Annotated in this window: 23 protein-coding genes and 1 pseudogene; 9 read left to right on the top strand and 15 right to left on the bottom strand. The window is 74.7% G+C overall.

Annotated elements, in window-relative coordinates:
- Nucleotides 1-81 precede the first annotated feature (81 nt).
- The 3 genes from ACIRBY_RS00250 to ACIRBY_RS00240 all read left to right on the top strand — a co-directional run bounded on the left by ACIRBY_RS00250 (nucleotide 82) and on the right by ACIRBY_RS00240 (nucleotide 2,905).
- The gene (locus ACIRBY_RS00250; protein WP_403893806.1) at nucleotides 82-531 is read left to right on the top strand and encodes a hypothetical protein; all 450 of its coding nucleotides are present in this window, start codon (nucleotides 82-84) and stop codon (nucleotides 529-531) included.
- 177 nt (nucleotides 532-708) lie between these two features.
- A complete protein-coding gene (locus ACIRBY_RS00245; protein ID WP_403895196.1) occupies nucleotides 709-2,274 on the top strand; it encodes an alpha/beta hydrolase in 1,566 nt (521 codons plus the stop codon).
- Between the two features lie 163 nt (nucleotides 2,275-2,437).
- Nucleotides 2,438-2,905 (top strand): hypothetical protein, encoded by a 468-nt coding sequence (locus ACIRBY_RS00240; RefSeq protein WP_403893804.1) that lies wholly within the window; start codon nucleotides 2,438-2,440, stop codon nucleotides 2,903-2,905.
- Here ACIRBY_RS00240 and ACIRBY_RS00235 read toward each other — a convergent pair.
- The 10 genes from ACIRBY_RS00235 to ACIRBY_RS00190 all read right to left on the bottom strand — a co-directional run bounded on the left by ACIRBY_RS00235 (nucleotide 2,826) and on the right by ACIRBY_RS00190 (nucleotide 15,468).
- Nucleotides 2,826-4,142 (bottom strand): MFS transporter, encoded by a 1,317-nt coding sequence (locus tag ACIRBY_RS00235; protein ID WP_403893802.1) that lies wholly within the window; start codon nucleotides 4,140-4,142, stop codon nucleotides 2,826-2,828. The two genes, ACIRBY_RS00240 and ACIRBY_RS00235, sit on opposite strands and share 80 nt — an antisense overlap.
- 4 nt (nucleotides 4,143-4,146) lie before the next feature.
- Nucleotides 4,147-4,560 (bottom strand): PaaI family thioesterase, encoded by a 414-nt coding sequence (locus tag ACIRBY_RS00230; RefSeq protein WP_403893800.1) that lies wholly within the window; start codon nucleotides 4,558-4,560, stop codon nucleotides 4,147-4,149.
- A 63-nt stretch (nucleotides 4,561-4,623) separates the two neighbouring features.
- Nucleotides 4,624-6,639 (bottom strand): FAD-dependent oxidoreductase, encoded by a 2,016-nt coding sequence (locus tag ACIRBY_RS00225; RefSeq protein ID WP_403893798.1) that lies wholly within the window; start codon nucleotides 6,637-6,639, stop codon nucleotides 4,624-4,626.
- A 163-nt stretch (nucleotides 6,640-6,802) separates the two neighbouring features.
- Nucleotides 6,803-9,826 (bottom strand): alpha-mannosidase, encoded by a 3,024-nt coding sequence (locus tag ACIRBY_RS00220; RefSeq protein WP_403893796.1) that lies wholly within the window; start codon nucleotides 9,824-9,826, stop codon nucleotides 6,803-6,805.
- Between the two features lie 33 nt (nucleotides 9,827-9,859).
- The gene (locus ACIRBY_RS00215; RefSeq protein WP_403893794.1) at nucleotides 9,860-10,624 is read right to left on the bottom strand and encodes a carbohydrate ABC transporter permease; all 765 of its coding nucleotides are present in this window, start codon (nucleotides 10,622-10,624) and stop codon (nucleotides 9,860-9,862) included.
- 179 nt (nucleotides 10,625-10,803) lie between these two features.
- Entirely contained in the window at nucleotides 10,804-11,706 is a 903-nt protein-coding gene (locus ACIRBY_RS00210) for a carbohydrate ABC transporter permease (protein WP_403893792.1), read from the bottom strand.
- Nucleotides 11,703-13,040 (bottom strand): ABC transporter substrate-binding protein, encoded by a 1,338-nt coding sequence (locus ACIRBY_RS00205; protein ID WP_403893790.1) that lies wholly within the window; start codon nucleotides 13,038-13,040, stop codon nucleotides 11,703-11,705. Before ACIRBY_RS00205 ends, ACIRBY_RS00210 begins: the two co-directional genes overlap by 4 nt.
- 353 nt (nucleotides 13,041-13,393) lie before the next feature.
- The gene (locus ACIRBY_RS00200; protein WP_403893788.1) at nucleotides 13,394-13,753 is read right to left on the bottom strand and encodes a hypothetical protein; all 360 of its coding nucleotides are present in this window, start codon (nucleotides 13,751-13,753) and stop codon (nucleotides 13,394-13,396) included.
- A gap of 113 nt (nucleotides 13,754-13,866) precedes the next feature.
- Complete coding sequence (locus ACIRBY_RS00195; RefSeq protein ID WP_403893786.1) at nucleotides 13,867-14,787, bottom strand: serine/threonine dehydratase; 921 nt, start codon at nucleotides 14,785-14,787, stop codon at nucleotides 13,867-13,869.
- Between the two features lie 39 nt (nucleotides 14,788-14,826).
- Nucleotides 14,827-15,468: a TetR/AcrR family transcriptional regulator gene (locus ACIRBY_RS00190; protein ID WP_403893784.1), complete on the bottom strand. Its 642-nt coding sequence runs from the start codon at nucleotides 15,466-15,468 to the stop codon at nucleotides 14,827-14,829.
- Nucleotides 15,469-15,672: 204 nt separating this feature from the next.
- Between ACIRBY_RS00190 and ACIRBY_RS00185 the strand changes: the two genes are divergently transcribed.
- From ACIRBY_RS00185 to ACIRBY_RS00170, 4 genes are all read left to right on the top strand, one after another.
- Nucleotides 15,673-17,358, top strand: a complete 1,686-nt coding sequence (locus ACIRBY_RS00185; RefSeq protein WP_403893782.1) for a ricin-type beta-trefoil lectin domain protein — start codon at nucleotides 15,673-15,675, stop codon at nucleotides 17,356-17,358.
- Between the two features lie 209 nt (nucleotides 17,359-17,567).
- Nucleotides 17,568-17,759, top strand: coding sequence for a hypothetical protein (locus ACIRBY_RS00180; protein WP_403893780.1), 192 nt, complete (start codon nucleotides 17,568-17,570; stop codon nucleotides 17,757-17,759).
- A 359-nt stretch (nucleotides 17,760-18,118) separates the two neighbouring features.
- A complete protein-coding gene (locus ACIRBY_RS00175) occupies nucleotides 18,119-19,705 on the top strand; it encodes a molybdopterin-dependent oxidoreductase (protein WP_403893778.1) in 1,587 nt (528 codons plus the stop codon).
- A 160-nt stretch (nucleotides 19,706-19,865) separates the two neighbouring features.
- Nucleotides 19,866-20,936 (top strand): alpha/beta hydrolase, encoded by a 1,071-nt coding sequence (locus tag ACIRBY_RS00170; RefSeq protein WP_403893776.1) that lies wholly within the window; start codon nucleotides 19,866-19,868, stop codon nucleotides 20,934-20,936.
- Between the two features lie 60 nt (nucleotides 20,937-20,996).
- On the opposite strand, the pseudogene ACIRBY_RS00165 reads toward ACIRBY_RS00170, so the two are convergent.
- Together ACIRBY_RS00165 and ACIRBY_RS00160 are read right to left on the bottom strand one after the other, a co-directional pair.
- Nucleotides 20,997-21,200: pseudogene (locus tag ACIRBY_RS00165) on the bottom strand (cytochrome P450); the annotation flags it as partial.
- A 127-nt stretch (nucleotides 21,201-21,327) separates the two neighbouring features.
- Nucleotides 21,328-22,083 carry a class I SAM-dependent methyltransferase gene (locus tag ACIRBY_RS00160; protein WP_403893774.1) on the bottom strand — a complete coding sequence of 252 codons (756 nt, stop codon included), beginning with the start codon at nucleotides 22,081-22,083 and terminating at the stop codon, nucleotides 21,328-21,330.
- 271 nt (nucleotides 22,084-22,354) lie between these two features.
- On the opposite strand from ACIRBY_RS00160, the gene ACIRBY_RS00155 reads away from it, so the two are divergent.
- Complete coding sequence (locus tag ACIRBY_RS00155) at nucleotides 22,355-23,098, top strand: TetR/AcrR family transcriptional regulator (protein WP_403893772.1); 744 nt, start codon at nucleotides 22,355-22,357, stop codon at nucleotides 23,096-23,098.
- A 7-nt stretch (nucleotides 23,099-23,105) separates the two neighbouring features.
- Here ACIRBY_RS00155 and ACIRBY_RS00150 read toward each other — a convergent pair whose 3' ends face one another.
- Nucleotides 23,106-24,155 (bottom strand): enoyl-CoA hydratase/isomerase family protein, encoded by a 1,050-nt coding sequence (locus ACIRBY_RS00150; protein ID WP_403893770.1) that lies wholly within the window; start codon nucleotides 24,153-24,155, stop codon nucleotides 23,106-23,108.
- Nucleotides 24,156-24,391: 236 nt separating this feature from the next.
- On the opposite strand from ACIRBY_RS00150, the gene ACIRBY_RS00145 reads away from it, so the two are divergent.
- Nucleotides 24,392-24,973 carry a hydrolase gene (locus tag ACIRBY_RS00145; RefSeq protein WP_403893768.1) on the top strand — a complete coding sequence of 194 codons (582 nt, stop codon included), beginning with the start codon at nucleotides 24,392-24,394 and terminating at the stop codon, nucleotides 24,971-24,973.
- On the opposite strand, the gene ACIRBY_RS00140 is transcribed toward ACIRBY_RS00145, so the two are convergent.
- Nucleotides 24,945-25,463, bottom strand: coding sequence for an ATP-binding protein (locus ACIRBY_RS00140; RefSeq protein WP_403893766.1), 519 nt, complete (start codon nucleotides 25,461-25,463; stop codon nucleotides 24,945-24,947). The two genes, ACIRBY_RS00145 and ACIRBY_RS00140, sit on opposite strands and share 29 nt — an antisense overlap.
- Nucleotides 25,464-25,496: 33 nt before the next feature.
- Nucleotides 25,497-25,850, bottom strand: coding sequence for an STAS domain-containing protein (locus tag ACIRBY_RS00135; RefSeq protein ID WP_403893764.1), 354 nt, complete (start codon nucleotides 25,848-25,850; stop codon nucleotides 25,497-25,499).
- Between the last annotated feature and the right edge of the window lie 76 nt (nucleotides 25,851-25,926).

Genomic DNA, 25,926 nt, shown 5'->3' with positions numbered 1-25,926 from the left:
CCCCGATCCCGTGGTGCCCGGCCCCCCTCCCCCGCCGGGCACCACGGCCCCCTCCCCCTCGACCCTCCCGTGAGGTTGCCGATGTTCCCCTCCGACCGCCGGATCCGCCGGGCGCTCGCGCTGGGCGCCGTCCTGTGCGCCGCCTCGGCGGCCGGTGCCTGTTCCGCCGCGCCCGCCCGCCCGGCGGCCGCGCACGCGGAGCACGCCGCCCACGCCTCGCCCGCCTCGCCCGCCGCCCCGGCGACGGTCGAGCAGATCGCCACCGCCCTCGGCTGCACCGCCGAACTGGGCACCCAGGCCGAGGAACTGCGCCAGGGCGCCTGCGAGACCGCCCAGGGCACCTACCGCATGACCACCTTCCACGCCGAGGAGGGCCTGCGCTCGTGGCTGGCCGAGGCCGAGCCGTACGGCGGCGTCTACCTGGTCGGGGACCGCTGGGTGGTCACCGCGCAGTCGGCGGACGCCCTGGCCCCTCTGCGCGAGCGCCTCGGCGGCAGCGTCGAGAACGGCGCCGAGCACACCGGCCACTGAGCGCCCTCCGGCGGCACCGCTCCGAACCCGCGCGGCACGTCGGCCAGTTGTCCGGAAATGGCCTCGTTCGCGAGGAGGACGAGAGCTGCCGCGAGGGATGATTCGCTCCGCCCCGCCGTGCTCCAAGGTGTCAGGGAACCGTCGTCCGCCGAAAGGAACGGCCCTCCCGTGCCGCGCATGAAACGCCTCGCACCCCTGCTCGCCACCGCCGGGCTCCTCGCCGGCTCCCTGCCCTTCCTGACCGCCGCCCCGGCAGCCGCCGACCCCGCCGTCCAGGAGTACGGGCCGGCGAGACCCGCCTGGCACCGGTGCAGTGCCGAGCAGCCGGCCTCGTACGAGTGCGCGACCCTCACGGTGCCGCTCGACTACCGGCAGCCCCGGGGGCGCACGCTCGACCTCGCGATATCCCGGGTGAAGAGCCCGGACCCGGCCAAGCGGCACGGCGTCCTGCTGATGAACCCCGGCGGCCCGGGCGGCCCGGGCCTCGACCTGCCCCTGACGGCGGGGGCGGCCCTGCCCCCGGAGGTCCGGGAGCGGTACGACCTGATCGGCTTCGACCCGCGCGGGGTCGGCGCCAGCAGCCCGGTCGGCTGCGGACTGACCGACGCGGAGCAGCAGTTCCAGCGCGCCTACCGGCCCGAGACCTTCCCCTCCGACGTGGCCTGGGCGCGCACGGTCGCGGACAAGTGCCGGGAGAAGGCCGGCGCGGTGCTCCCGTACATCACCACCCGCAACACCGCCCGCGACATGGACGCGATCCGCTCGGCCCTGGGCGAGCGGAGGATCTCGTACCTGGGCTACTCCTACGGGACCTATCTCGGCGCCGTGTACACCCAGATGTTCCCGTCCCGGACCGACCGGTTCGTGCTGGACAGCGCGGTGGACCCGCAGCGGATCTGGCGGGGGATGATCCAGGTGTGGGCCTCGGAGGCCGAGCCGGCGTTCGCCCGCTGGACGCGGTGGACGGCGGAGCGCGACGCCGAGTACCGCCTCGGAGCCACCCCGGAGGCGGTGTCGGCCACCTTCTGGGGCCTGGTGGCACGGGCGGACCGCGACCCGATCGAGTTCCAGGGCCAGAAGATCACGGGGGACGACATCCGCCGGGGCCGGCCGATGTTCTTCTCCCCGGCCCAGGCGGCCCCGGCCGTCAGCGCGCTCAAGGCCGCGGCCGACGGCACCCCGCCGCCGAAGGGCCTCGCCGTGCCGGACGTGCGCACCGCCCTGCGCGGCGCCGCCGAACCCGCTTCGGACAACGCCACCGCCGTCTTCTGGTCGGTGGTGTGCGGGGACACCGACGCCTGGCCGCGCGATCCCGAGCAGTACCGGCGCGACGCGGAGCGGGACAAGGCCCGGTACCCGCTGTACGGGGACATGGCCTCCAACATCAAGCCGTGCGCCTTCTGGCAGCGGCCGGCCGAGGCGGCCACGCCGATGCGGACCCGGGCGGACGCGCTGACCGTGCAGAACGAGTGGGACTCGCAGACCCCGCTGGTCAGCGGGCTGGGGATGCACTCCGTCCTGCGGGGTTCGCGGATGGTCCTCGCCCGGGGCGGGGAGGGGCACACGGTGTACCTGAGCGAGCCCGGCTCCTGCGTGAACGCCCCCGTCACCTCCTACCTGGCCACCGGCCGGCTGCCCGCGCGGGACGTCGCCTGCACGACCGTGCCGGCCCCGGCCCAGCGGCACGACGCCCGGCCGGGCGGGGAGCCCCTGCCGTTCCCGGCCGGACCGCAGCGGTTCTGACCCCGGCCCCGGCTCCCGCCCCGCGCACGGAGTTCCGCTCAGCGGAACGCGCGTGGAGCGGGGGCCGTCCGGCGCGGCATCGTGGTGAACGCGCCGGGGGGACCGGCGCTCCGGGCCGCCGCGGCGGCCCGCAGGACGGAACCGACATCCGGGGGACTCCACCATGAACCGCATCACCGCCCGCTTCGCCGCCGCCTCCCTCATCGCCCTGGGCAGCCTCGCGGGCTTCGCGGGGACCGCGCAGGCCGAGCCGATCGACTACGTGAAGATCGAGCTGCTCGAACTGACCTGCCACCAGCAGAGCGAGGGCGACCACGACGAGGCGTACCTGAACATCACCGACGCCAACGGCAACCAGGTCAAGGTCTGGCCCGGCAACAACGTCAAGTACCAGACGATGGGCGCCGGCTACGTGCGCTCGCTGGCGGACGGCAACGGCAGCAGCGCCCTGGTCCTCGGCAAGCAGCAGGCCCGCACCCTCACCCTGTGGGACTACGACACGACCAGCGCGGACGACAAGCTGGGCGCGACGCTGGTCACCGGCAGCGAGTTCAACGGCGAGGTGCAGTACCGGTCGCTGGAGGGCTCCGGCGGGGTGTACACGATCGCCTACCGCGTGATCGACATCTGATCCCGGCGGCCGGGCGGACGCCGCGCAGCGGGGTGGCCAGCCCCGCTGCGAGGACGAGCAGGCACAGCGCGCCGCCGGCGACGCTCGCCGCCGGCACGCCGTAGTGCTTGCCCGTCACGGTCAGGACGGCGGCGCCGACGGGGCCGCCGGCGTTGTGCACCGTCCAGAAGGCGGAGGTGACCCGGCCGAGCAGGGCGTCCGGGGTCACCTCCTGGCGCAGGGTCATAGAGCAGACCCCGCCGAGGGTCGTGCCGAACATGAACACGGCGGCCAGGACGGCGATCACGGGCACGCTGCGGCTGAGGCCGATGCCCGCGACGCCCACCGCGATCAGCCCGACGGCGCCCAGCCAGCACGGGCCGAAGCCGAGGGCCCGCCGCAGCCGGCCGGCCGCGAGGGCCGCGCCGATGACGCCGGCCCCGCTCACGGCGAGCACGTAGCCGAGGGTGGCGGGGCCGTGCCCCAGGTCCTCCTCGACCCGGTAGATCAGCAGGTCGGTGGCGCCCATGGTGACGAAGGTCAGCAGGGTGAGCAGGACGGTCAGGGGGCGCAGCAGGGCGTGGCCCCACAGGAAGCGGAAGCCCACGACGAAGGTCTCGCGCAGGCGGGCGCCCGCGGACGCGGGGGCGGGGGCCTCGTCCGCGGGCCCCGCGTGGCGTCCGAAGGACACCCAGCGCAGACTCAGCGCCGAGACCAGGAAGGTGGCCCCGTCCACCCCGAGCGCCCATTCGGCGGAGGCCTCGGCGGTGAGCAGCCCCGCGGCCACCGGACCCACCAGGGTCCCGACGGCGAAGGTGCCCATCAGCCGTCCGTTGGCGGCGGTGAGGTCCTCGCCGCGCACCAGGTGCGGGACGGCGGTCACGTACGCCACGTCGAACACCGTCTTGAGGGCGGTGACCAGTGCGGTCAGGACGTAGAGCACCCACAGGCGGGGGCCGGCCGTCAGCCAGACCAGGGGGACCGCGCCGAGCAGCACGGCCCGCAGCAGATCGCAGGCGATCATCAGGCGGCGGCGGTCCGAACGGTCCACCACATGGCCGGCGAACAGCCCGGTGAGGATCCCGGTGACCCCGGAGACGACGGTGATCAGGCCCATCTGGACGAGCGAGCCGGTGGCGACCAGCACGAGCACGGGCAGCGCCATCAGGGTGAGGGAGCCGCCGATGACGGACAGGGCCTGGCCGAGCCAGAAGACGGTGAAGTCGCGGTTGCGCCAGAGGGAGGCGGGGGCCCGCACCCCGTCAGCCCAGCAGGGCGTACACGGTGGAGGCGGTGGCGGCGGGGTCCTCGGCGCCTTCCGGGGTCATGGCGGCGTCGGCGAAGGCCATCCGCCTGCCGAGCTTGGTGACCCGGACGGTGATGAGCACGTCCGCGCCGACGACCGGCCGCTGGAAGCTCGTGGACTGCTGGACGGTGGTCATCGGGCCGTACGCCCCGCGCGCGGCGGAGACGGCGATGACGGTGGCGGTGTCGGCGGCGGCCATCAGGGCCTGGCCGGACAGGCCGCCGCCGTCGCGGGCCAGGGAGTCGGACCAGGGCAGCCGCAGGACGGCGTGCCGCTCTCCGGTCTCCTCGACGGTGAGGCCGAGGGCGAGCACCCAGGGGGCGAAGTGGTCGGCGAGGATCCTGTCGGCTTCTGCGGGTGTCAGCGTCACCCGGCGATTGTGGCGGCCCGGCCGGACCGCCACAACTGCCTTTTCGCCGGGGGGTTCAGGGGCTCAGAGCCCCGCGGCCAGCTCGGTACCCTGGCGGATGGCCCGCTTGGCGTCGAGTTCGGCCGCCACGTCGGCGCCGCCGATCAGGTGCGCCTCGATGCCCTCGGCGCGCAGCGCCTCGTACAGGTCGCGGCGCGGCTCCTGGCCGGTGCACAGCACGACGGTGTCGGCGGGGACCAGGTGCGGCTCGCCGTCGACGGTGATGTGCAGGCCCTCGTCGTCGATCCGCTCGTACGTGGCACCGGCGACGGAGACGACGCCGCGGTGCTTGAGCTCGGCGCGGTGGATCCAGCCGGTGGTGGTGCCGAGGCCGGCCCCGACCTTGGTGGTCTTGCGCTGGAGGAGGGTCACCTTGCGCGGGGCCGCGGGCCGCTCGGGGGCGGTGAGGCCGCCGGGGCCGGCGTAGGCGGTGTCGACGCCCCAGTGGCGGAAGTAGACGGCGGGGTCCTGGGCGGCGCCCTCGCCGCTGTCGGTGAGGAACTCGGCGACGTCGAAGCCGATGCCGCCGGCGCCGACGACGGCCACGCGCTCGCCGACGGGCGCGCCGTCGCGGAGCACGTCGAGGTAGCTGACGACGTCGTCCCGGTCCACGCCCTCGATGGCGGGGGTGCGGGGGGTGACTCCGGTGGCGACGACGACCTCGTCGTAGCCGCGCAGGGTCTCCACGTCGGCGCGGGTGTCCAGGCGCAGGTCGATGCCGAGGGCCTCGACGCGGTTGCCGAAGTAGCGGATGGTCTCCGCGAACTCCTCCTTGCCGGGGATCCGGCGGGCGACGTCGAGCTGGCCGCCGATGTGGCCGGAGGCCTCGAAGAGGGTGACGGCGTGGCCGCGTTCGGCGGCGGAGACGGCGCAGGCGAGTCCGGCCGGGCCGGCGCCGACGACGGCGACGGTCTTCTTCGTCCGGGTCGGGGACAGGACGAGTTCGGTCTCGTGGCAGGCGCGCGGGTTGACCAGGCAGCTGGTGATCTTCCCGCTGAAGGTGTGGTCGAGGCAGGCCTGGTTGCAGCCGATGCAGGTGTTGACGGTCTCGGGGCGGCCGGCCGCGGCCTTGGCGACGAACTCGGCGTCCGCGAGGAAGGGGCGGGCGAGCGAGACCAGGTCGGCGCGGCCCTCGGCGAGGATCTCCTCGGCCTTCTCGGGGGTGTTGATGCGGTTGCTGGTGACCAGCGGGACGGAGACCGCGCCCATGAGCTTCTGCGTGACCCAGGTGTAGGCGCCGCGCGGGACGGAGGTGGCGATGGTGGGGATGCGGGCCTCGTGCCAGCCGATGCCGGTGTTGATGATGGTCGCGCCGGCCGCCTCGATCTCCTTGGCGAGGTGGACGACCTCGTCGAGGGTGGAGCCGCCGGGGACCAGGTCCAGCATGGACAGGCGGTAGATCAGGATGAAGTCCTCGCCGACGGCGGCGCGGGTGCGGCGGACGATCTCCAGCGGGAAGCGCACGCGGTTCTCGTACGCGCCGCCCCAGCGGTCGGTGCGCTTGTTGGTGGCGGCGGCGATGAACTCGTTGACCAGGTAGCCCTCGGAGCCCATGATCTCGACGCCGTCGTAGCCGGCGAGCTTGGCGAGGCGGGCGGCGCGGACGAAGTCCTCGACGGTGCGCTCGACCTCGGCGTCGGAGAGCGCGTTCGGGACGAAGGGGCTGATGGGGGCCTGGATCGCGCTGGGGGCGACGAGGTCCTTGTGGTAGGCGTAGCGGCCGAAGTGGAGGATCTGCATCGCGATCTTCCCGCCCTCGGCGTGCACCGCGTCGGTGATCACCCGGTGCTCGGCGGCCTCCTCCTCGGTGGTGAGGCGGGAGCCGCCCTCGAAGGGGCGTCCGGCGTCGTTGGGGGCGATGCCGCCGGTGACGATCAGGCCGGCGCCGCCCTTGGCGCGCTCGGCATAGAAGGCGGCGAGGCGCTCGAAGCCGCCCTGGTGCTCCTCCAGGCCGGTGTGCATCGAGCCCATGATCACGCGGTTCGGCAGGGTGGTGAAGCCGAGGTCCAGGGGGCTCAGCAGGTGCGGGTACGGGCTCATGGGTGCGTGTCTCCTCGCGCGGTGTCCTGACCCCTGTTGTAAGGGAGCGGGAGACGGTTTTGCAACTAGGTGCAAAAGAGCTGTGGCGACTCTCACGGCCCCGCCGCCCCCGCGGCCGGGGCCACGGGGGCGACGGGGCGGGTCCGGCCCGGGCCCGATCCCGTCAGGAGCGGTGGAGGCGGACCGTGACGATCTGGAACGGGCGCAGGTTCAGCGGGACCTCCCCCGACGGGGTCACGGCGCCGACGGCCGTGGGCGGCAGGGGGCGCTCCAGCAGGTCGGTCTCGGTCGCCGCGCCGACGGGGAAGCCGGCGGTGAGGACGGCCCGGGCGCGGCCGCCCCGGGACTCGTAGAGCCGCACGACCACGTCGCCGCCCCGGTCCTCGGCGAGCTTGACCGACTCCACGACGACCGCGTCGTTGTCGACGGACAGCAGCGGCGCGACGGGGCCCGCGCCGCGCAGGACGCGCTCGGGCAGGTTGAGCGCATGGCCCTCGCGCACCGCGTCCCCGACGTCCGCGCCCGGCGCGAGCGCGAAGCGCAGGGTGTGGCGGCCCTGGTCGGTCTCGGGGTCCGGGTAGCGCGGGGCGCGCAGCAGGGAGAGGCGGACGGTGGTGGTCTGGCCGCCGTCGGGGCGGACGTCGCGGGTGACGTCGTGGCCGTAGGTGGAGTCGTTGAGCAGGGCCACGCCCCAGCCGGGCTCCTCCGCGTGGATCCAGCGGTGGGCGCAGATCTCGAACCGGGCGGCCTCCCAGGAGGTGTTGGTGTGGGTGGCGCGGTGGACGTGGCCGAACTGGGTCTCGGAAGCGGTCCGTTCGGCCTTCACGTCGAGGGGGAAGGCGGCTTTGAGGAACTTCTCCGTCTCGTGCCAGTCCACCTCGGTGACCAGGTCCACGGTCTTGGCCCCGGCCCGCAGGGTGATCGTCTGGGAGACGGCCGAGGAGCCGAAGGAGCGGGTGACGGCGACGGTGCAGGCGTCGGGGCCGCTCCCGGAGACCTCCAGGGTGTCGAGGGCGTCGAGGTCGGTGACCCTGTTGCGGTAGAAGGCCTCCACGTCCCAGGCGTCCCACATGTTCGGGAAGTCCGGGTGGATCTGGAGCAGGTTGGCGGCGGTGCCCGGGGCGACGGCCTCCCGGCCCTGTTCGAGGTCGTACGCGGAGACGATCAGGCCCCGGCCGTCGACCTCCACCAGCAGCCGTCCGTTCGCCAGGACGTACCCGCCGCCGTGCCGCTCCTCCACGGTGACCGGCTGCGGGGCCGCGGCGGGGCGGTCCGCGCCGCCGGCCGGGACCCCGCGCCGCGCGTGCGGGGCGCAGTTGAAGACGAGCTCCCGCCCGCCCTCCCCCGCCAGGGCGGTCTGCGCGGCCAGGGTGAGGGCGCGCAGCTCCTCCCCCACCCGCGCGTACGTCTCGCGGGCCTCGCGGTGGACCCAGGCGATGGAGGAGCCGGGCAGGATGTCGTGGAACTGGTGGAGCAGGACGGTCTTCCAGAGGCGCTCCAGGTCCTCGTACGGGTAGGCGAAGCCGGGGACGCGCACGGCGGCGGTCGCCGCCCACAGCTCGGCCTCGCGCAGCAGCGACTCGCTGCGGCGGTTGCCCTGCTTGGTCCCGGCCTGGGAGGTGTAGGTGCCCCGGTGCAGTTCCAGGTACAGCTCGCCGGCCCAGACGGGGGCGTCCCCGTACTCGGCGCGGGCCTTGTCGAAGAAGGCGTCCGGGCGCTCGATCTCCACCCGCGGGGAGCCTTCGAGGTCCCGCAGGCGGCGGGCCCTGGCCAGCTGCTCGCGGGTGGGGCCGCCGCCGCCGTCCCCCCAGCCGAAGGGCACCAGGGAGCGCGAACCCCGTCCCTTCTCCCGGTAGTTGCGGGCGGCGTGCGCGAGCTGCGCGCCGCCGAGGTCGCTGTTGTAGGTGTCGACGGGCGGGAAGTGGGTGAAGACGCGGGAGCCGTCGATGCCCTCCCACCAGAAGGTGTGGTGCGGGAACCGGTTGGTCTGGGACCAGCAGATCTTCTGGGTGAGGAACCACTGGTTGCCCGCCAGCCGGACGATCTGCGGCAGCGCGGCGGTGTAGCCGAAGGAGTCGGGCAGCCAGACCCCCCTGGTGTCGATGCCGAACTCCTCCAGGAAGAACTTCTTGCCGTAGAGGAACTGGCGGACCATGGCCTCGCCGCCGACCATGTTGGTGTCCGACTCCACCCACATGCCGCCGACCGGTACGAACTGCCCGTCCGCGATCTTCTTCTTGACCCGTTCGAAGAGCTCGGGCCGGTGGGTCTTGATCCAGTCGAGCTGCTGGGCCTGGGACATGGCGAAGACGAACTCGGGGTGCTCGTCCATCAGGGCGACCATGTTGGAGGCGGTCCGGGACACCTTGCGGACCGTCTCGCGCAGCGGCCACAGCCAGGCCGAGTCGATGTGGGCGTGGCCGACGGCGCTGATCCGGTGGGCGGAGGCGTGCGCGGGGGCGGCGAGCACCCCGGCGAGGCGGGCGCGGGCGGCGGGGGCCGTGCCCGGGACGTCGTCGAGGTCCACCTCGTCGAGGGCGGAGGCGACGGCGTGCAGGACCGTGTGGCGGCGGGCGTCGTCCTCGGCGAGCTGGCCCATGAGCCCTTCGAGGACGTCGAGGTCCTGCACGAGCTCCCAGACCGCGGTCTCGAAGACGGCCAGCTCCATCCGGGCCAGCCGGTACAGGGGCCGGTCGCCGCTGGTCAGCCGGTCCCCCTCGGCGGTGGGGCGGTGCTCGACGAGGACGGGGTTGGCGGCGGCCTCGACGTACCACTCGATCCGCTCGCCGCCGGCCGCCCGGTCGGCCACGCGCACCCAGTCGTTGTACGGGTTGAGGGCCTTGACCTCGGAGCCGTCGGCCCGGTGGACCAGGCCCTCGCACTGGAAGCCGGGCATCATCCGGTCGAAGCCGAGGTCGAGGACGGCCTCGACGGTGCGGCCCGCCCAGTCGGCGGGTACGGCGCCGGTGACCCGGAACCAGGTGGTGCCCCAGGCCGGGCCCCAAGCGTCGCCGGGCGCGCAGGGCGCGTAGGGGGCGGCCAGCGCCTCGGCGGCGGGTACGGGCTCCCCGGGGGCGTCCCAGCGTTCCACGGTGAGCGGCACCGTCCGGGAGCGGACGGCGGGCCTGATGCGTTCGCCCAGGACCCGGCGGAGGCGTTGCTCGGTGATGCTGCGGTCGTCGTGCATGACGGCGGCTCCAGGAGGAGGGTCGGGTGCGGTTCAGACTTTGACGGCTCCCTCGCCCACGCCCCGGAAGAAGAAGCGCTGGAGGGCGAGGAAGAGCAGCATCATCGGCAGCAGGGCGGCCATCGCCCCGGCCGCGATCAGCCGCTGGTCGTTGACGGTCGTGGCGCCGGCCAGGCTCTTCAGGCCGAGCTGGAGGGTGTAGTGCTCGCTGTCGGTCAGGACGATCAGGGGCCACAGGAAGTCGTCCCAGGCCCCCATGAAGCTCGTGATGCACACCACGGCCAGGGCGCCCCTGGCCGAGGGGACGAAGACGCGGGTGAAACGGGTCCACTCGTTCGCCCCGTCGAGCACAGCGGCCTCCTCCAGCTCCCTGGGGACGGCGAGGAACGCCGCCCGCATGATCATGATGTTGAGGACGGAGACCGCGCCGGGCAGCCACACGCCGACGAGGGTGTCGACGAGGCCCATCCCGCGCACGGTGAGGAACATCGAGATCATCACGGACTCGAAGGGGAACATCAGGGTGGCCGTCAGCACGGTGAAGACCGCCCTGCGGCCCCGCCAGCCCTCCCGGGACAGGGCGTAGCCGCCCATGGCGGCGAACACCAGGTTCGAGGTGACGGCGAGGGCCGCGACCACGAGGGTGTTGGCCGTGTACGGGAGCAGCGGGAAGGACTCGGCGACGCGGACGTAGTTGCCGAGGGTGGGCCGGGCCGGCAGGACCCCCTCGTAGACGTTCTCGCCGCGCCCGCGCAGCGAGGTCAGGAACTGCCAGGCGAGCGGGCCGGTCGTGACCACGAGGGCCAGGCAGAGCGTCAGGTAGCGGGCCGCCAGGCCGGCGCGGCGCCTGCCGGCGCCCGGTCGCCAGGCCGTGCCCGTTCGCCGGCCCGCGTCCCGTCGCCGGCGCGCGTCCCGTCGCCGGCGCGCGTCCCGTCGCCGGCGCGCGTCCGGTCGCCCGTTCGTGTCCCCTCGTGTGCTCATGCCTCGTCGCCCTTAGCCAGCCGGCGGCCCAGCAGGCTGAAGGCCAGGGTGAGCAGGAACAGCAGCAGGGAGAGGGCGGAGGCGTAGCCGGTCTCCCCCGCGAAACCCAGGCCGACCTGCCGGATCAGGAACGGCAGGGTACGGGCGCCGCCGCCGGGGCCGCCGCTCTCCCCGCCCAGGATGTAGACCTCGGTGAACACCCGCAGGGCCGAGATCGCCGACAGCGTCCCGACCAGCAGCATCATCGGCTTCACGGACGGGACGGTGATGCTGACGAACCGGCGCACCGGGCCCGCGCCGTCGAGGGCGGCCGCCTCGTAGAGCGCGCCCGGCACGTTCCCGAGGGCTGCCAGGTAGAAGACCATGTAGTAGCCCAGGCCCTTCCACACCGTGACGATCATCGCGGAGGCCAGCAGCAGGGTGCCGTCCGTCAGGAAGGGCACGGGCTCCGAGACCAGCCGCAGCCGGCCCAGGACGGCGTTGACGGCCCCGTCGCTGCGCAGCAGCCACTGCCAGATCAGGCCGACGACCACGGCGGAGGCGATCACCGGCGTGTAGAAGGCGGACCGGAACAGGCCGATGCCGGGGACCTCCCGCCGGACCAGGACGGCCAGCCCCAGCGGCAGCACGACCAGGCAGGGCACGACGACCAGCAGGTAGAGCACGCTGTTGGCGGCCGCCACCCAGAAGTCGGGGTCGGCCAGGGCCCGCCGGTAGTTGGCGAGGCCCACGAAGCTCCCGCCGTCCAGGACCCGGGCGTCGGTGAGGGACAGGACGACGGTGTTGACGAACGGCCACAGGCTGAACAGCAGCACGGCGGCCAGCCCGGGCGCGAGGAACAGGTACGGGCTCCACCACCTGCGGTGCGCCGGCCCCCCTCCGTCCCGCGGCGCCGTCACCTCTTGTCCGCTGCGGCCAGCAGCCGGTTGGCCTCCTCCTGGGCCTTGCGCACGGCCGTCCGGGCGTCCTGCTCCCCCGTGATGGCCCTCTGCATCTCGCGCGTGACCGCGTCGCCGACCTGGCTGGTCCACTGGACGGGGGTGTTGGCGTCGAGCGCGGCCGCCTTGAGCTGCTCGGCGCCGATCGCGCGGGCCAGCGTCTCGGCGTCCTTGCCGTCGCCCCGGTCGGCGAAGCGCGGGTCGGCCAGGCCCCGGGCGTTGGAGGGGTAGATGGTGGCCCGGCGGGAGAACTCCACCTGGTTGGGGCCGTTGGTGACCCATGCGGCGAACTCCGCGGCGGCGTCGGGGTGCGCGGTGTCCTTGCGGATGCCGAGGGACTGGGCGTAGATCCCGATGTGGCCGAGGGTGCCGGTGACCGCGCCCGCGACCCTGGTCTTCGCGTAGACCTGCGGTGCGTTGGCCTTGATGTCCTTGACGAACCCCGGGGAGCCGGGGCCGAAGACGAGTCTGCCGCTGCCGTAGAGCTGGTTGATGTCGTCGGCCTTCAGGAGGGACTCCTTGGGCATGGCGCCCTTGGCGTACAGGTCCTTCATGCGTTCGGCCCAGGCGACGGCCCGGTCGGTGTCGAAGGTGAAGCGGTCGCCGGCCGGGTCGAGCAGGGGCACGCCCATCTTCTGCCAGTCGCCGGGCAGCCGGCCCTTGGGGTCGGCCATGAAGGCCGCGTACCGGCCGCCGGAGCGGGCGGCGATCTGCTCGGCGCAGTCGAAGAACTGCTCGACGGTGGTGGGCGGCCGGTCGGGGTCGAGGCCGGACGCGGTGAAGAGGTCCTGGTTGTAGGTGAGGATCTCGGGGGTCACGTACCAGGGGTAGGCGTAGACCCCGTCGCCCTTGCCCGGCAGCTTGAACTGCTCCCAGGCACCGGGGACGTACTCCTTGGCGAGCCCCCCGTCGAGGGCGGCCACGTCGGCGAGCATGCCCCGGTCCGCGAGGAGCTGGAAGGAGTCGGTGGAGAGGTTGACCACGTCGGGCAGGGCCCCGGCCCGGGCGTCGGCGACGAGCTTCTCGTTGTAGCCGTCGCCCGGGACGTCCTCCCATTTCACCTTGGCGTCGGGGTACTTGCGCTCGAAGGAGTCGATGACCCCCTGGACGTAGGCCGTGTACACGGGCTTCAGCTGGAGGGTCCGGAAGGTGATCTCCCCGGCCACCCTGCCGGTCCGGTGCGCCTCGCCCGCGCCGCCGCCGCTGCCGCCGCCGAGGCCGCAGGCGGAGAGGGAGAGGAGGCCGGCGGCCGCCGCGGTGGCGACGGCCGTGCGGATCGGGTGGGAACGGGTCATCGTCGCCGCCTTCGTGGGAGTTCCGGCTCCGGCGCCGGAGGGCGGTGCCCCAGGCTGTCCCCACGCGCCGGGCCCGTCAATGCGGCCGGAAATCCCAGTGGCCGGGGGAACCCGCGTCCGGGGGCGCCGGCGGAAGGCGGGAGCCGGACCGTCCCGACGGCCCCGAACTGGACCGATGCGCTTGGGTGCGGGGCTTCGCGCCCTCATCGGACCCGGGCCGCCCGAGGGCCTTCCCGGGCCGGATTCGACTTCTTATCGACGGTCCGCCGGAAGGCCGCGACGGCGAATCGGCGCGGCGCACTAATGCGGTTTACCGCAATACTGCTCCCCGCCCGGGAGGAAGGCGCGGGGCGCTACTTCATGCGGTACTGGGCCTTCTCGGCCAGCTTGCCGTCCTTGAAGCAGAGCCGCAGCACGTCCTCGGCGGCCTTGTCGTCGCCGGACACGTACCAGGCGCACACGCTGCCCGCGGGCTCGGCGGGACCGCCCTCCTTGAGGGCGCTCTTGACGAAGGTCTCGCCCGAGGGCAGCTTGGCGCGGACCTCGCCCTCGGGATCGCCGACGTTCACCGATGCGTAGACCTTCGGGTCCAGCAGGGTCTTCTCGGCGACGTCGACCATCTTGCCCAGGCCGAGGAAGAGGGCGACGAGGACCCCGATGCCCAGCACCAGCGCCACTCCGCATCCGATGAGACAACCCTTGCGCTGAGCCATGAACCGTTCCTCCGTGCCCTCGTGCTTCCTGCTGACACCACGGAGCCTCGCAGGGGCCGGGGCGGGCGCGCCGTACTCGAAAGTCGCCGGCCGGGACGACGATCGTCTCGGAATCAGAGGTCCCCGGGGTCGGTGTTCGCCCCGCACAGGACGACGGCGACCCGCTCGCCCAGCGGCCGCGGCGCGGTGCGCACGGCCGCGAGGGCGGTCGCGGCCCCGGCCTCGACGACGATCCGGTGCTCCTCCCAGAGGGCGCGCCGGGCGGCGGTGATCGCCCCGTCCGGGACGAGGACGGACACGGCGTTGTCCTGCCGGGCCGCGGCCAGGGCGTCGGCGGACGCGCGGGTGGCGCCGAGGGAGTCGGAGGCGACGGAGTCCACGGGGACGTCGACGGGGCGGCCCGCCTCCAGGGCGGCGTTCAGGGCCCGGCAGTGCTCCGGTTCGGCGGCCACCACCCGTACGCCGTGCGCCCGCGCGGCGGTGGCGACTCCGGCGAACAGCCCGCCCCCGCCGACCGCGACGACCACGGTGTCCAGCCCGGGCAGGGCCGCGCGGATCTCGTCGAGCAGGGTTCCGGCGCCGGCCGCGATGAGCGGGTGGTCGTAGGCGTGGCTGCTCAGGGCGCCGCTGTCGGCGGCGAACCGGTGGCAGGCCTCCAGGGCCCCGGCGTAGCGGTCGCCGACGAGCCGTACGTCGGCGCCGTAGCCGCGCAGCCGCTCCACCTTGACGCGTGGGGCGGTGACGGGGAGGAAGACGGTGGCGGGCACGCCCTGGGCGCGGGCCGCCCAGGCGCAGGCGAGGCCCGCGTTGCCGCCGGAGGCGATGGTGACGCCGGCGGCGGGGAGGGACCCGGCCTCTCGGTGGGCGGCGAGGAAGTTGTGGGCGCCGCGGGCCTTGAAGGAACCGGTGTGCTGGAGGTGTTCCAGGGCGAACCAGAGGCCCTCGGCGGCGGGTGCGACGGCGACCGGCCGGACGGCGCCGGCCGTGCGGTCGGCGGCGGCGCGGACGGCGGCGTAGTCGAGCTGCTGTTCCATGGCGGGGCGGCCTCTCTCGTGTGACGGGGCGGTGGGCGCTCAGTCGGCGGGCCGGGCGGCGGCGATGAGCTGGCGCAGGGCGCCGTAGTACACCTCGTGGTCGGTCAGCGGGGGGAGCAGCTCGGCGGGGGCGCCGCCGAGGACCGGGAACTCGGCCGGGTCGAGCGCGGCGAGCGCGGCCCGCGAGGCGGCGGTGGCCCCGGCGGGGTCGCGGTGGTCGACGAAGGCGGCGCTGCCCAGGGTCAGGAGGTACATCCGGCGGTAGACCGTCATGGCCTCGGCGGGGCTCATCCCGGCGGCGACGCTGTCGGCGAGGGCGGGTTCGACGAGGCGGGCCAGCAGCTGGCGGCCCAGCCAGGGGCGTCCGCCGCGCAGGACGAGCAGACCGGGGTGGGCGGTGAGCAGCCGGTAGAGGGCGCCGAAGCGCAGTTCGGCGGCCTCGGCCCAGTCGGTGCCGGCGGGGACCTCGGGGAGCCGGGCGGCGAGGTGCTCGGTGCACAGGTCCATCAGGCCGGCGAGGTCCGTGCAGCGGCGCTGGACGGTGGCGTGGGAGACGTCGAGGCGGTCGGCGAGGGCGCGGAAGCTCAGGGCCGCGGGCCCTTCCTCGTCGAGGATGCGCAGGGCGGCGACGGCGATGGCCCCGGGGGTGGCGCGGTCGAGGGCCGCTGATCGTCTCGGCATGAGATACACCGTATCAGCCACCGTCACATACGACGTATCCCGACAGCCCCCTCCCGCAGGCCACCCGACACGGCCGCGTGAGGGCGGCTGCGGCCAAATTGCTGGTCATCGGGACATATGCATCGACTCGTGTTGACAGGGGGTAGCGACCCCGCTGCACTGAGGCACGATCACCGTCGGTACGCACCACGCCAAGGAGACCCCGTGCCGCCTCGCCTGCGCGCCTCACTCCCCTGTCTGACCGCGGCCGCCCTGCTCGCCCTCGCGCTCTGCCCCGCCCCGGCGGCGGCGGAGCCGACCGCGACCTCGGACACCCCGCTCGCCCTCACCCCGCCCATGGGCTGGAACAACTGGGCGCACTACATGTGCGACATCGACGAGGCGAAGGTGGTCGCCAACGCCGCGGCGCTCGTCTCCAGCGGCCTCGCCGCCAAGGGGTACGACACCGTCACCGTGGACGACTGCTGGATGCTCAAGCAGCGCGACGCGCAGGGGAACCTGGTCGCCGACCCGGTGAAGTTCCCGCACGGCATGGCCTGGCTCGGCGACCACCTCCACGCCAAGGGGCTGAAGTTCGGGATCTACGAGGACGCCGGCTCCCTCACCTGCGAGCGCTACCCCGGCAGCGGCGCCCCCGAGGGCGGCGGCGCGGACCACTACGCCCGCGACGCCCGGCTGTTCGCCTCGTGGAACGTGGACTACGTGAAGATGGACGGCTGCAACCTGTGGGTGCCGCCCGGCAAGACGAAGGAGCAGGCCTACCGGGACGCGTACGGCGCGGTGGCCCGGGCGCTGCGCGACAGCGGGCGCGCGATGGTGCTCTCCGCCTCCGCCCCCGCCTATTTCCAACAGGGCGAGTGGGGCGGCTCCGACTGGCACAAGGTCCTCGACTGGGTCGGCGAGAGCGGCCAGTTGTGGCGCGAGGGCAAGGACATCAAGGTGTACGCGCCGGCCGCCCCGCAGACCTCGCGCTGGGGTTCGGTGCTGGGGAACTACGGGTACAACCGCTGGCTCGGCCGGTACGCGGCCCCCGGCAACTGGAACGACCCCGACTTCCTGATCGCGGGCGCACCCGGTCTGAGCGACGCGGAGGGCCGCAGCCAGGTGGGGCTGTGGGCGATGATGGCGGCCCCCTTCATCCTGTCCTCCGACGTCGCCTCGCTCAGCCCGGGCGGACTCGCGGCCCTCGGGAACACCCGCCTGATCGCGCTGGACCAGGACCCGCTGGGCCGCCAGGGCGCGGTCGTCTCCTCCAACGCCGGCTTCGACGTGCTGGTGCGCCCGCTGGCGAACGGGGACCGCGCCGTGGCGGTGCTCAACCGCTCCGCCGCCGCGCGGGCCGTGTCCGTGCCCCTGGCCGACATCGGGCTGCCCGCCCCCTGCGCCGTGGCCGCCGAGGACCTGTGGAGCGGGAGGCGCACGGAGGTCGGCGACGCGCTGACCGGGCGGCTCGCCGCGCACGACACGGCCGTGTGGCGGCTCACCCCGCGGGGCTGCGCCGAGGCCGTGCCCACCGGGCAGATCAACGGCCTCGGGGCGAAGTGCGCCGACGGGGCGAGCACCAGCGGCGTCGGCGCGGTCGTCCTCGCGGCCTGCACCGCCGGTGCCGACCAGCGCTGGACCCTGGGCGGCGGCGGACGGCTGAGGCTGGCCGGCCAGTGCCTCACCGCGGGCGGCGGGGGGCTGGTGCAGCTGGCGGACTGCGCGCCGGGACGCCGGGCCGGGCAGAGCTGGCGGCACCGGCGGGACGGGTCCCTGGTGGAGGAATCGAGCGGCACGTGCCTGACGGCCCCGCCGGCTCCCGCGACGGCCGACGCCCCGGCCGAGCGGCTGCGGCTGGCCGGATGCGGTGACCACCGGGCCGACCAGGCCTGGTCCCTGCCGGTCTGACGGCGCGGAGCGTCGGTCCGGGGGCCGCGGGTGCGGCCCCCGGCGGGCGGGGCTTCACTCGTCCGGGGGAATCGCCCCGGGGGCGGCCCCGCCCGGCACGGGCACTGGGTTCACTGGCCCGGAAACAGCGGGGGCGGCCGCCGGAACGATCCTGCGGCCGCCCCCTTCCGGCGCCCACGGGCCGGGCGAGCCGACAGGAGTGCACCGAGATGTACGAGAACGCGCAGGAGCGCCCCCGGACCCCCACGGGGCAGGTCGCCGGGATCACCGACGGCGTGGTGGAACTCCGCAAGCGCAGGCCGTCCGTCGCCGACCCGGACGACGACCGCCCCGCGCCGTCGGCCGCCGGAGGCGGCGGCCGCGGCACGGCGGCGGAACCCCCGGCGGCCCCGGGGGCGTGACCCGGCCCCCGGGACGGCGGGCAGGATGGCCGGAGGGCCCGCGGCGGGCGGCCGCGGACGGAGGCGGGCACCGCGACCGTGCGGCCGCCGCGGCCGGGCACGGGCAGCGGACCGGACACGGGCGGGGGGCGGGCCGCCGGGCACGGGCGCGTCGGGGTGGTGGCGGGGCCCGCGCCGGGCCCGGCGCGGACAGCGGACCCGACGCAGGCGGGGACGGGCCGCCCGGCACGGGCGCGTCGGGGTGGTGGCGGGGGTCCTGCCGGGGCGGGCGGCGCTATGTTGGCGGGAGGGCCTCCGAGGCGGCCGTGCGGGCCGCTCCGGGGCCGTGGTGTCCGGCCGGCCGGCGCGGAGGTGACCCCATGACACGTGTGCGGGAGGACCCGGCGCACCGCCCTCCGGCCTGGGCAGGCGCCCTCTGCGGAGGGGCCGCCGGGTTCGCCGGGCTGGCGGCGGCCACGCTCGCGGCCGCCTTCGTCCGGCCGGAGGCCGCCCCGCTCACGGCGGTGGGCGGGGCCGTGGTGGACCGTACGCCCGCCGCCGTCAAGGAGTGGGCCGTCCGCTCCTTCGGCACCTCCGACAAGCTGGTGCTGGCCCTCGGGGTCGTCGCCGTCCTCGCCGTGCTCTGCGCCGCCACCGGCGTCCTCGCCGTGCGCCACCTGCGCGCGGGATGCGCGCTCGCGGCGGCGGTGGGACTGCTCGGGGCCGCCGCCGCGCTCGGCCGGCCGGAGGCCGGCTGGAGGGACGCGCTGCCCTCCCTGGTCGCCGGAGCGGTCGCCGCCTCGGTCCTGTACCTGCTGGTCACGGCCCTGCGGCGGCCCCGGCCGGCGGCCGGACGGCCCGGCGGGGCCTGGCCGATGGACCGGCGGGGATTCGGCCGCCTGCTCGCCGCCACCGTCGCCGCCTCGGCGGTGGCCGGGTACGCGGGGCGGCGGCTCGGCGCCCACGGCTCGGCCGGGGCCACCGCCTCCCGGGCGGACCTGGTCCTGCCGCCCCCGGCCGTACCCGCGCCGCCGGTGCCCGCCGGGGCGGACCTGGAGGTGCCCGGCGTGGGGCCGTTCGTGACCCCGGCCGCGGAGTTCTACCGGGTGGACACCGCTCTCGTCGTCCCCCGCGTCGACGCGGAATCCTGGCGGCTGACCGTCCACGGCGACGGGGTCTCCCGGCCCCTGACGCTCACCCTGGCCGATCTGCTCGCCCGGCCGCTGACCGAGCACGACATCACCCTGTGCTGCGTGTCCAACGAGGTCGGCGGCCCGTACGTGGGCAACGCCCGCTGGCTCGGCGCACGCCTCGCCGACCTGCTGCGCGAGGCCGGGGTGCGGCCCCCCTCGCAGGGCGGCCCGGCCGACCAGCTGGTGGCGCGCTCGGTGGACGGGATGACGATCGGCACGCCCGTCGAGACGGTGATGGACGGCCGGGACGCCCTGCTGGCCGTCGGGATGAACGGCGAACCGCTCCCCTTCGCGCACGGCTTCCCGGTCCGCATGGTCGTACCCGGCCTGTACGGGTACGTGTCCGCCTGCAAATGGCTGACCGAGCTCCGGCTGACCACCTTCGCCGCCTACGACGCGTACTGGGTGCGCCGCTCCTGGGCTCAGCAGGCCCCCGTCAAGACGCAGTCGCGGATCGACACCCCGCGCCCCTTCTCGAAGCTCGCGCCGGGGCCCGTGGCGGTGGCCGGTGTGGCGTGGGCCCAGCACCGGGGGATCTCCCGGGTGGAGGTCCGGGCGGACGGCGGCCCCTGGCGCGAGGCCCGGCTCGGCGACGCGGACGGCAACGACACCTGGCGGCAGTGGGTGTGGCCGTGGGAGGCGGCGCCCGGGGAGCACACGCTGGAGGTCCGCGCCACCGACGGGCGGGGGGACGTGCAGACGCAGGAGCGCCGGGGCACCCTCCCCGACGGGGCGACGGGCTGGCACTCGGTCACGGTGAGCGTCCACGCGTAGGGGCTCCAGGGCCGTACATTGTGGTGCGATACCGGATATGCGTGCGGATACCGGGTATACCCGCCGATTCCCGTGATGGCAGTAGATTCCGGGAGTACCCGTGGATGCCGGGCGTCCCGGGGACATGACGCTGTGGGGCCGTACGTCAGGAGCCGACGCCGTGGAACTGACCAGCACGTCGTTCCTCGCCGCGATGATCGCCGTCACCGTGCTGGCGATGCTGCTCGCGCTGCTGCTGTGGAACCGGGTGCCGGGGCCGCGCGTGGTGCGCTGGGCGGCCCGGGTGCTGATGATCGGCCTGTGCCAGCTGACGGCCATCGGAGTGGTGGCGGCGTGGATCAACGACGGCTACGGGCTCTACGCCTCCTGGGACGACCTGCTGGGCACCGGCGCCGGCGCGAACGCCTCGGCGATGACCGGTCCCCCGGTCGGCCGGGCCCGCTTCACTCCGGGAGAGAACGGCACGCGGACCACGTATTTCCGGGGCAGCCACTCGAAGCTCGCCGGCCAGGTGACCGTGTGGACGCCCCCCGAGTACGACGCCCCGGGCGCGGAGAAGACCCGCTTCCCGGTGCTGACGCTGCTGCACGGCTACCCGGGCACCCCGCGCTCCTGGCTCGACCTGGGCTCGATGCCGGACGCGCTGGAGCAGCTGGTGCGGCTGGGGGCGGCGCACCCGTTCATCCTGGTGATCCCCGAGGTCTACCCCGGCGGGGTGAACACCGACTGCACCGACACCCCGCAGCGCAAGATCGCCACCTGGCTCGCGCGGGACGTCCCGGACCTGGTGCAGAAGAACTTCCGGACCCTTCCCGAGCCGAAGGGGTGGGGGCTGATGGGCGTGTCGACGGGGGCGTTCTGCGCGGCGAAGCTGCCCCTGCAGTACCCGAAGGTGTTCCGTGCGGGGGCCGCCCTGGACCCGGACCCGCTGACCGGGGACCCCGAGGTGCTGCCCGATCCGGTGCTGCGGGAGCGCAACAGCCCGATGTGGCTGGTCGGGCAGGCGAAGGGGCAGGACGTCGGGCTGTTCCTGGCCACCTCCGCCCAGGACCGGGACAGCCCGCCGAAGCAGCTGGCCGCCTTCAGCAGGGCGGCGCAGGGCAGCGGGGTCCGGGTGAAGACCCTCGTCCGCCCGGCCGGCGGCCACAACTTCCAGACCTGGACCGGGATGTACCCGGACGCGCTGGGCTGGCTGAGCTCCGAGCTGTCCGCGCCCGTCAACCCGTCGTAGCGGCCGTCCTCCCCGTCGCCGCCCACGCCGCCCGCCGAGGGGTGTCCGCCACGCCGTACCGAGCCGGACGGGGAGGGACTCGACGCCGTTGCCGATGAAGCTGTGCCGGTGCGGGAGTCCGGCCTCGGACACGGCGAGGTCGAGGCCGGGGAAGCGGGTGAAGAGCCCCTCCAGGGCGATGGTGGCCTCCAGCCGGGCGAGCGGGGCGCCGACGCAGTAGTGGGCGCCGTGCCCGAAGGAGAGGTGGCGGGCCGCGGAGGGACGGGCGGGCGTTCCCGGGCCAACAGTGCGGCCTGGCGGCCCGGTTGTGCAGCCCCGGCCGGCCGGCGGGCCGGGGTCCGTACGGCGGTCGGGGTGAGCCGGGACGGGGCCGGCCGGCGGGTACCGGTGGCTACCGCCGACCGGTGGGAGCGTCGGCGGGCCGGCGGAAGAGGGCCGTCCAGAGGAAGGCCTCGCCGAAGTGCGGGGCTTCTCGGGGTTCGTCGCGCATCCGGCGCAGCTCGCGCTCCTCCAGGCCGGAGAAGATCCGGCGCAGGGACTCGGGGTCGTAGGCGAGGCCGCCGCCGAGAGCGCCCCGGCGGTAGTGCTCGGCGTCGGACAGCTCGGAGCCCATCGCACCGGCGGCGAAGCAGGTGAGGCCGAGGTGGCCGCCGGGGGCGAGGGAGCGTTCGAGGAGGGCGAGGTAGCTGATGCGGCGGTGGGGCGGCAGGTGGTGGAAGCAGCCGGAGTCGTAGACCAGGTCGTAGGGGCCGCCGAGTGCGCCGGAGGCGGCGAGCGCGAAGGCGTCGCCGTGGTGGAAGCGGATGTCGGCGCCCGCCTCCCGGGCGCGGTCCCGGGCCCAGCCGAGGGCGGTCGGGGACAGGTCGACGGCGTCCACCTCGAAGCCCAGGGAGGCGAGGTGGAGGGCGTTGCGGCCCGGCCCGCAGCCCAGGTCGAGGGCGCGGCCGGGCGCGATCAGGCCGCGGTCGAGGTAGGAGACGAGGTTCTCGTCCGGTTTGGCCACGAAGAACGGCACCGGCTTGGAGCGGTCGGCGTAGAAGCCGTCCCACCAGTCCGCGCCGCCGGCCGTCCAGCGGTCCGCCCCCGGCGCGAACAGGCCGTCCAGCAGGCTGAGCACATCATCCACCGAGCGTATGTTCCGGTCCATGAACTCCCCTTTCACCAGGGGGACATCATAGCGAGATCGGCTACATAACCCCAGGTCAGGCCCTGTGCACGGATCCCCGCCACAGCCGCCTGGCCGCCGCCGGCACGGCGCCCGGCCGGACCCTGCCGCCCCGCGCCGCCCGTTCGCCCACACCCCCGTACAAGCCCGCCACGAGGGCGTTCCGGCCGGACCCGGAGCGCCTTTCCCGACCGCCTTCCATCCGGGCGTACGCGCGATGCGTACAGTGTGCGCAGGGCGTTAGGCTGGGAGCATGTCCTCATCAGAGCAGCAGACCCCGCCGCCCGTCCCCTCCGTCTGGACCCGGCCCCGCCGGCAGAAGGAGCAGCCCGCGCTCAGCCAGGAGCAGATCGTCGCGGCGGCCGTACGGCTGCTGGACGCCGAAGGCATCGAGGCACTGAGCATGCGCAAGCTCGGCAGCGAGATGGGCACGGCCGCCACCTCCCTCTACCGGCACGTGGCCAACAAGGACGAGCTCATCGAGCTGGTCGTGGACGAGGTCTACGGCGAGCTCGAACTGCCCCTGACCACCGGCCCGGACGGCTGGCGCGAGGCCCTGGCGCACAGCGGTCACAGCCTGCGCGGCATGGTCCTGCGCCACCCCTGGGTGGCGTCCGTCCTCGGCCAGGTCGGGCTGGCGCACCTGGGCCCGAACCTGATGCGCATGTCGGAGCGGATGCTGGCCATGGCCCTGGCCGCCGGGTTCCCGAAGGGGGAGGCGGACCTCGCGATCAAGGCCGTCATCTCCTACGTGATCGGCGCGACGACCAGCGAGGCCTCCTACCTCTCCCTCCTGGCCCGCAGCGGCAAGAGCGAGACCGAGTGGCTGGAGTCGCTGGTGCCGGCCTCCCAGCAGGCCCTCGAGGACCATCCGCTGACGAAGGACCACGCCTCCGCCTGGCAGGGCCGGGACCCGGCGCGGATGCGGGACGAGAACTTCGACTACGGACTCCAGCGGGTCCTCGACGGGCTGGCGACCCGGATCGACCGGGGCTGAACCACCGTCAGGGGAAGGTCAGTTCGGCGCCCTCGCCGAGGGGGGCGAAGAAGCGCTCCACCGCCGCCGCGCGGACCTGGACGAGGGCAGCCGGGGACCAGCGCGGCCGGCGGTCCTTGTCGATGACCTGGGCGCGGATGCCCTCGACGAGGTCGGGGGCGGACAGCGCGGCGCTGGAGACCCGGTACTCCTGCTCCAGCACCCGCTCCAGCGAGTCCAGTCGGCGGGCGCGGCGCAGGGCGGCGAGGGTGACCTTCAGGGAGGTCGGGGACTTGGCGTGCAGGGTCTGCGAGGCCTCGCGCGCCGCGGGCAGGCCCGTGGCCAGCAGCCGCTGGTGGATCTCCTCGACGGTGCCGGCGGCGTAGCAGTGGTCGATCCACTCCCGCTCGGCGGCGAGCGGGGCCGCGGGGGCGGTGGCGCCGTGGAACTTCCCCAGCACCTCGGCCACCGGTCCCGCGGTCAGCTCCCGGGTGAACTCCTCCAGCCAGTCGGACGGCAGGTAGTGGTCGGCGAGCCCGCACAGCATCGCGTCCCCCGGTCCGACCGCCGTACCGGTCAGGGCGAGGTGGGTGCCCAGTTCACCGGGGGCGCGGGAGAGCAGGTAGGTGCCGCCGACGTCGGGGACGAAGCCGATCCCCGTCTCGGGCATGGCGACCCGGGAGCGCTCGGTGACGATCCGGACGCCGCCGTGGGCCGACAGGCCCACGCCGCCGCCCATGACGATCCCGTCCATGAGGGCCACGTAGGGCTTGGGGTAGCGGGCGATGCGCGCGTTCAGCCGGTACTCGTCGCGCCAGAAGGCGAGGGAGCCGGTGGTGCCGGCCTTCGCGTCGGCGTGGATGGCCCGGATGTCACCGCCGGCGCACAGGCCCCGCTCGCCTGCTCCGCGGAGCAGGACCTGCTCGACGGCCGGGTCGTGCTCCCAGGCCGTCAGCGCCTCCCCGATCCTCAGCACCATGGGACGGGTGAGGGCGTTGAGGGCCTCGGGGCGGTTGAGGGTGATCAGGCCCGTACAGCCTTCGGTGCCGATCTGAACGGTCTCGTCTTCGGTCTTCACAGGCGCCAGTATGTCGGCTGGGGCTCCATATGAAGATCGTTTCTGACGATCTCGTCATGTCTGAACGGCTTGGGGCTTAAAGCCGCCCGTGACCGTTGACTGCGGAACGCCCCGTTCGGCGCCCCCCGGGCGGCGCTGCGCACGGCGCGGAGCGCCCCCGTGCCGTCGGCCCGGCCCGCACCGGGCAGACTGACCCTCCGTCACCACCCCGCGCAGCGAAGCCCAGAGGAGCCGCCATGACCGCCGCCGAACTGACCCTCGACCCCGCCACGGCCCTGGTCCTGATCGACCTCCAGCAGGGCATCCTCGCCCTGCCCACCGCCCGCCCGGCCGACGAGGTCCTCGCCCGCGGCATCGCGCTCGCCGAGGCCTTCCGCGCCCACAAGCTGCCGGTGGTCCTGGTCAACGTCGCCTGGTCGCCCGACGGCGGCGACCTCCCCACCACCGACGTCGACCGCCCGGGCCCCGCCACCGCCCCGCCGGCAGCCTTCTCCGAGATCCCGGCGGAACTGGCGGCCCTGGGCGACGTCACCGTCACCAAGCGGCACTGGGGTGCCTTCACCGGCACCGAACTGGACCTCCAGCTGCGCCGGCGCGGTGTCCACCGCATCGTGCTGGCCGGCATCTCGACCAGCGTCGGCGTCGAATCGACCGCCCGCACCGCCTGGGAGCACAGCTACGGCCTGGTGTTCGCCGAGGACGCCACCGCCGACCTGGACGCCGCCTCGCACGCCCACAGCTTCGAGAAGATCTTCCCGCGCATCGGCCGCGTCAGCTCCACCGCCGAGATCATCGCCGCGCTGGACTCCCTCCGCTGAGCCCCGCCCGGGCCGGGGCGCCGGGCGGGGGCGGGGGCGGGGTGCCGACCCCGGGCGGGCAGGGAAACTCCAGCCAGACGCACTTGCCGACCACGCCCGGACGCCAGCCCCAGTCCCGGGCCAGGCGCTCCACGATGAGCAGCCCGTAGCCGCCCGGCCGCCCGGGGGCGCCGCCCGCGCCGCTCCGGACGGGGAACCCGGGCGGCACGGGCGGCTCCGGACTGAGGTCCGTCACCTCGATCCGGAGCCGGTCCGCCGTGCAGTCCAGCACCAGCGCCCCGGGCCCGCCCCCGTGCCGACAGGCGTTGGCCACGACCTCCGAGACCAGCAGGAGCGCGTCCTCCGCGCCCCGGCGCCCCTGCGCCGTCGCAAGGGGCCAGTTCCACGCGGCCATGGCCCGGCGGGTGAATTCGCGGCTGCGCGACACGGGGTCCGTGATCCCGTCGAGGACCAGGAGCCAGTTCCGGTTGACCGGCCCGCGCTGATCCATGGCCCTCCTCCCCTTCTCCTCACCGGCCGGGTTTCATCCCAGCGCCTCTTCCACGTCCGTGTGCACGGGGAACACCGAGTCCGCTCCGGTGATGCGGAACATCCGGGCCACCGGGCCGCCGAGGCCGGCCAGCTCCAGGGAGCCGCCGGACTCCTCGACCGCGATCCGGCCGTGCAGCAGGGCGTTCAGCCCGGTGGAGTCGCAGAACCGCAGCCCGGCCATGTCCACCACCAGCCGCCCGCCCTGGCCGGCCGCAGCCGTCAGGGCCTGGCGCAGGGGTTCCGCCGTGTCGTGGTCCAGCTCGCCGCCGAGCGTCAGGACGACCGCCCCGTCCACCGTGCGTACCGCGACGCTGAACCGCTCGCCTTCCGTTCCCGGCATCACCATCCGGCATCACCCTTCCCGCGCGCTTCCCTGCACCTGCCCCGGTCCCGGCACCCTATGCACACGCGGACCCTCTGGC

This window comes from Streptomyces sp. NPDC096136, assembly GCF_044763325.1.
Lineage (GTDB): Bacteria > Actinomycetota > Actinomycetes > Streptomycetales > Streptomycetaceae > Streptomyces.
The sequence above is the reverse complement of the archived record's forward strand: the minus strand, read 5'-3'. Positions and strand labels throughout refer to the sequence as shown.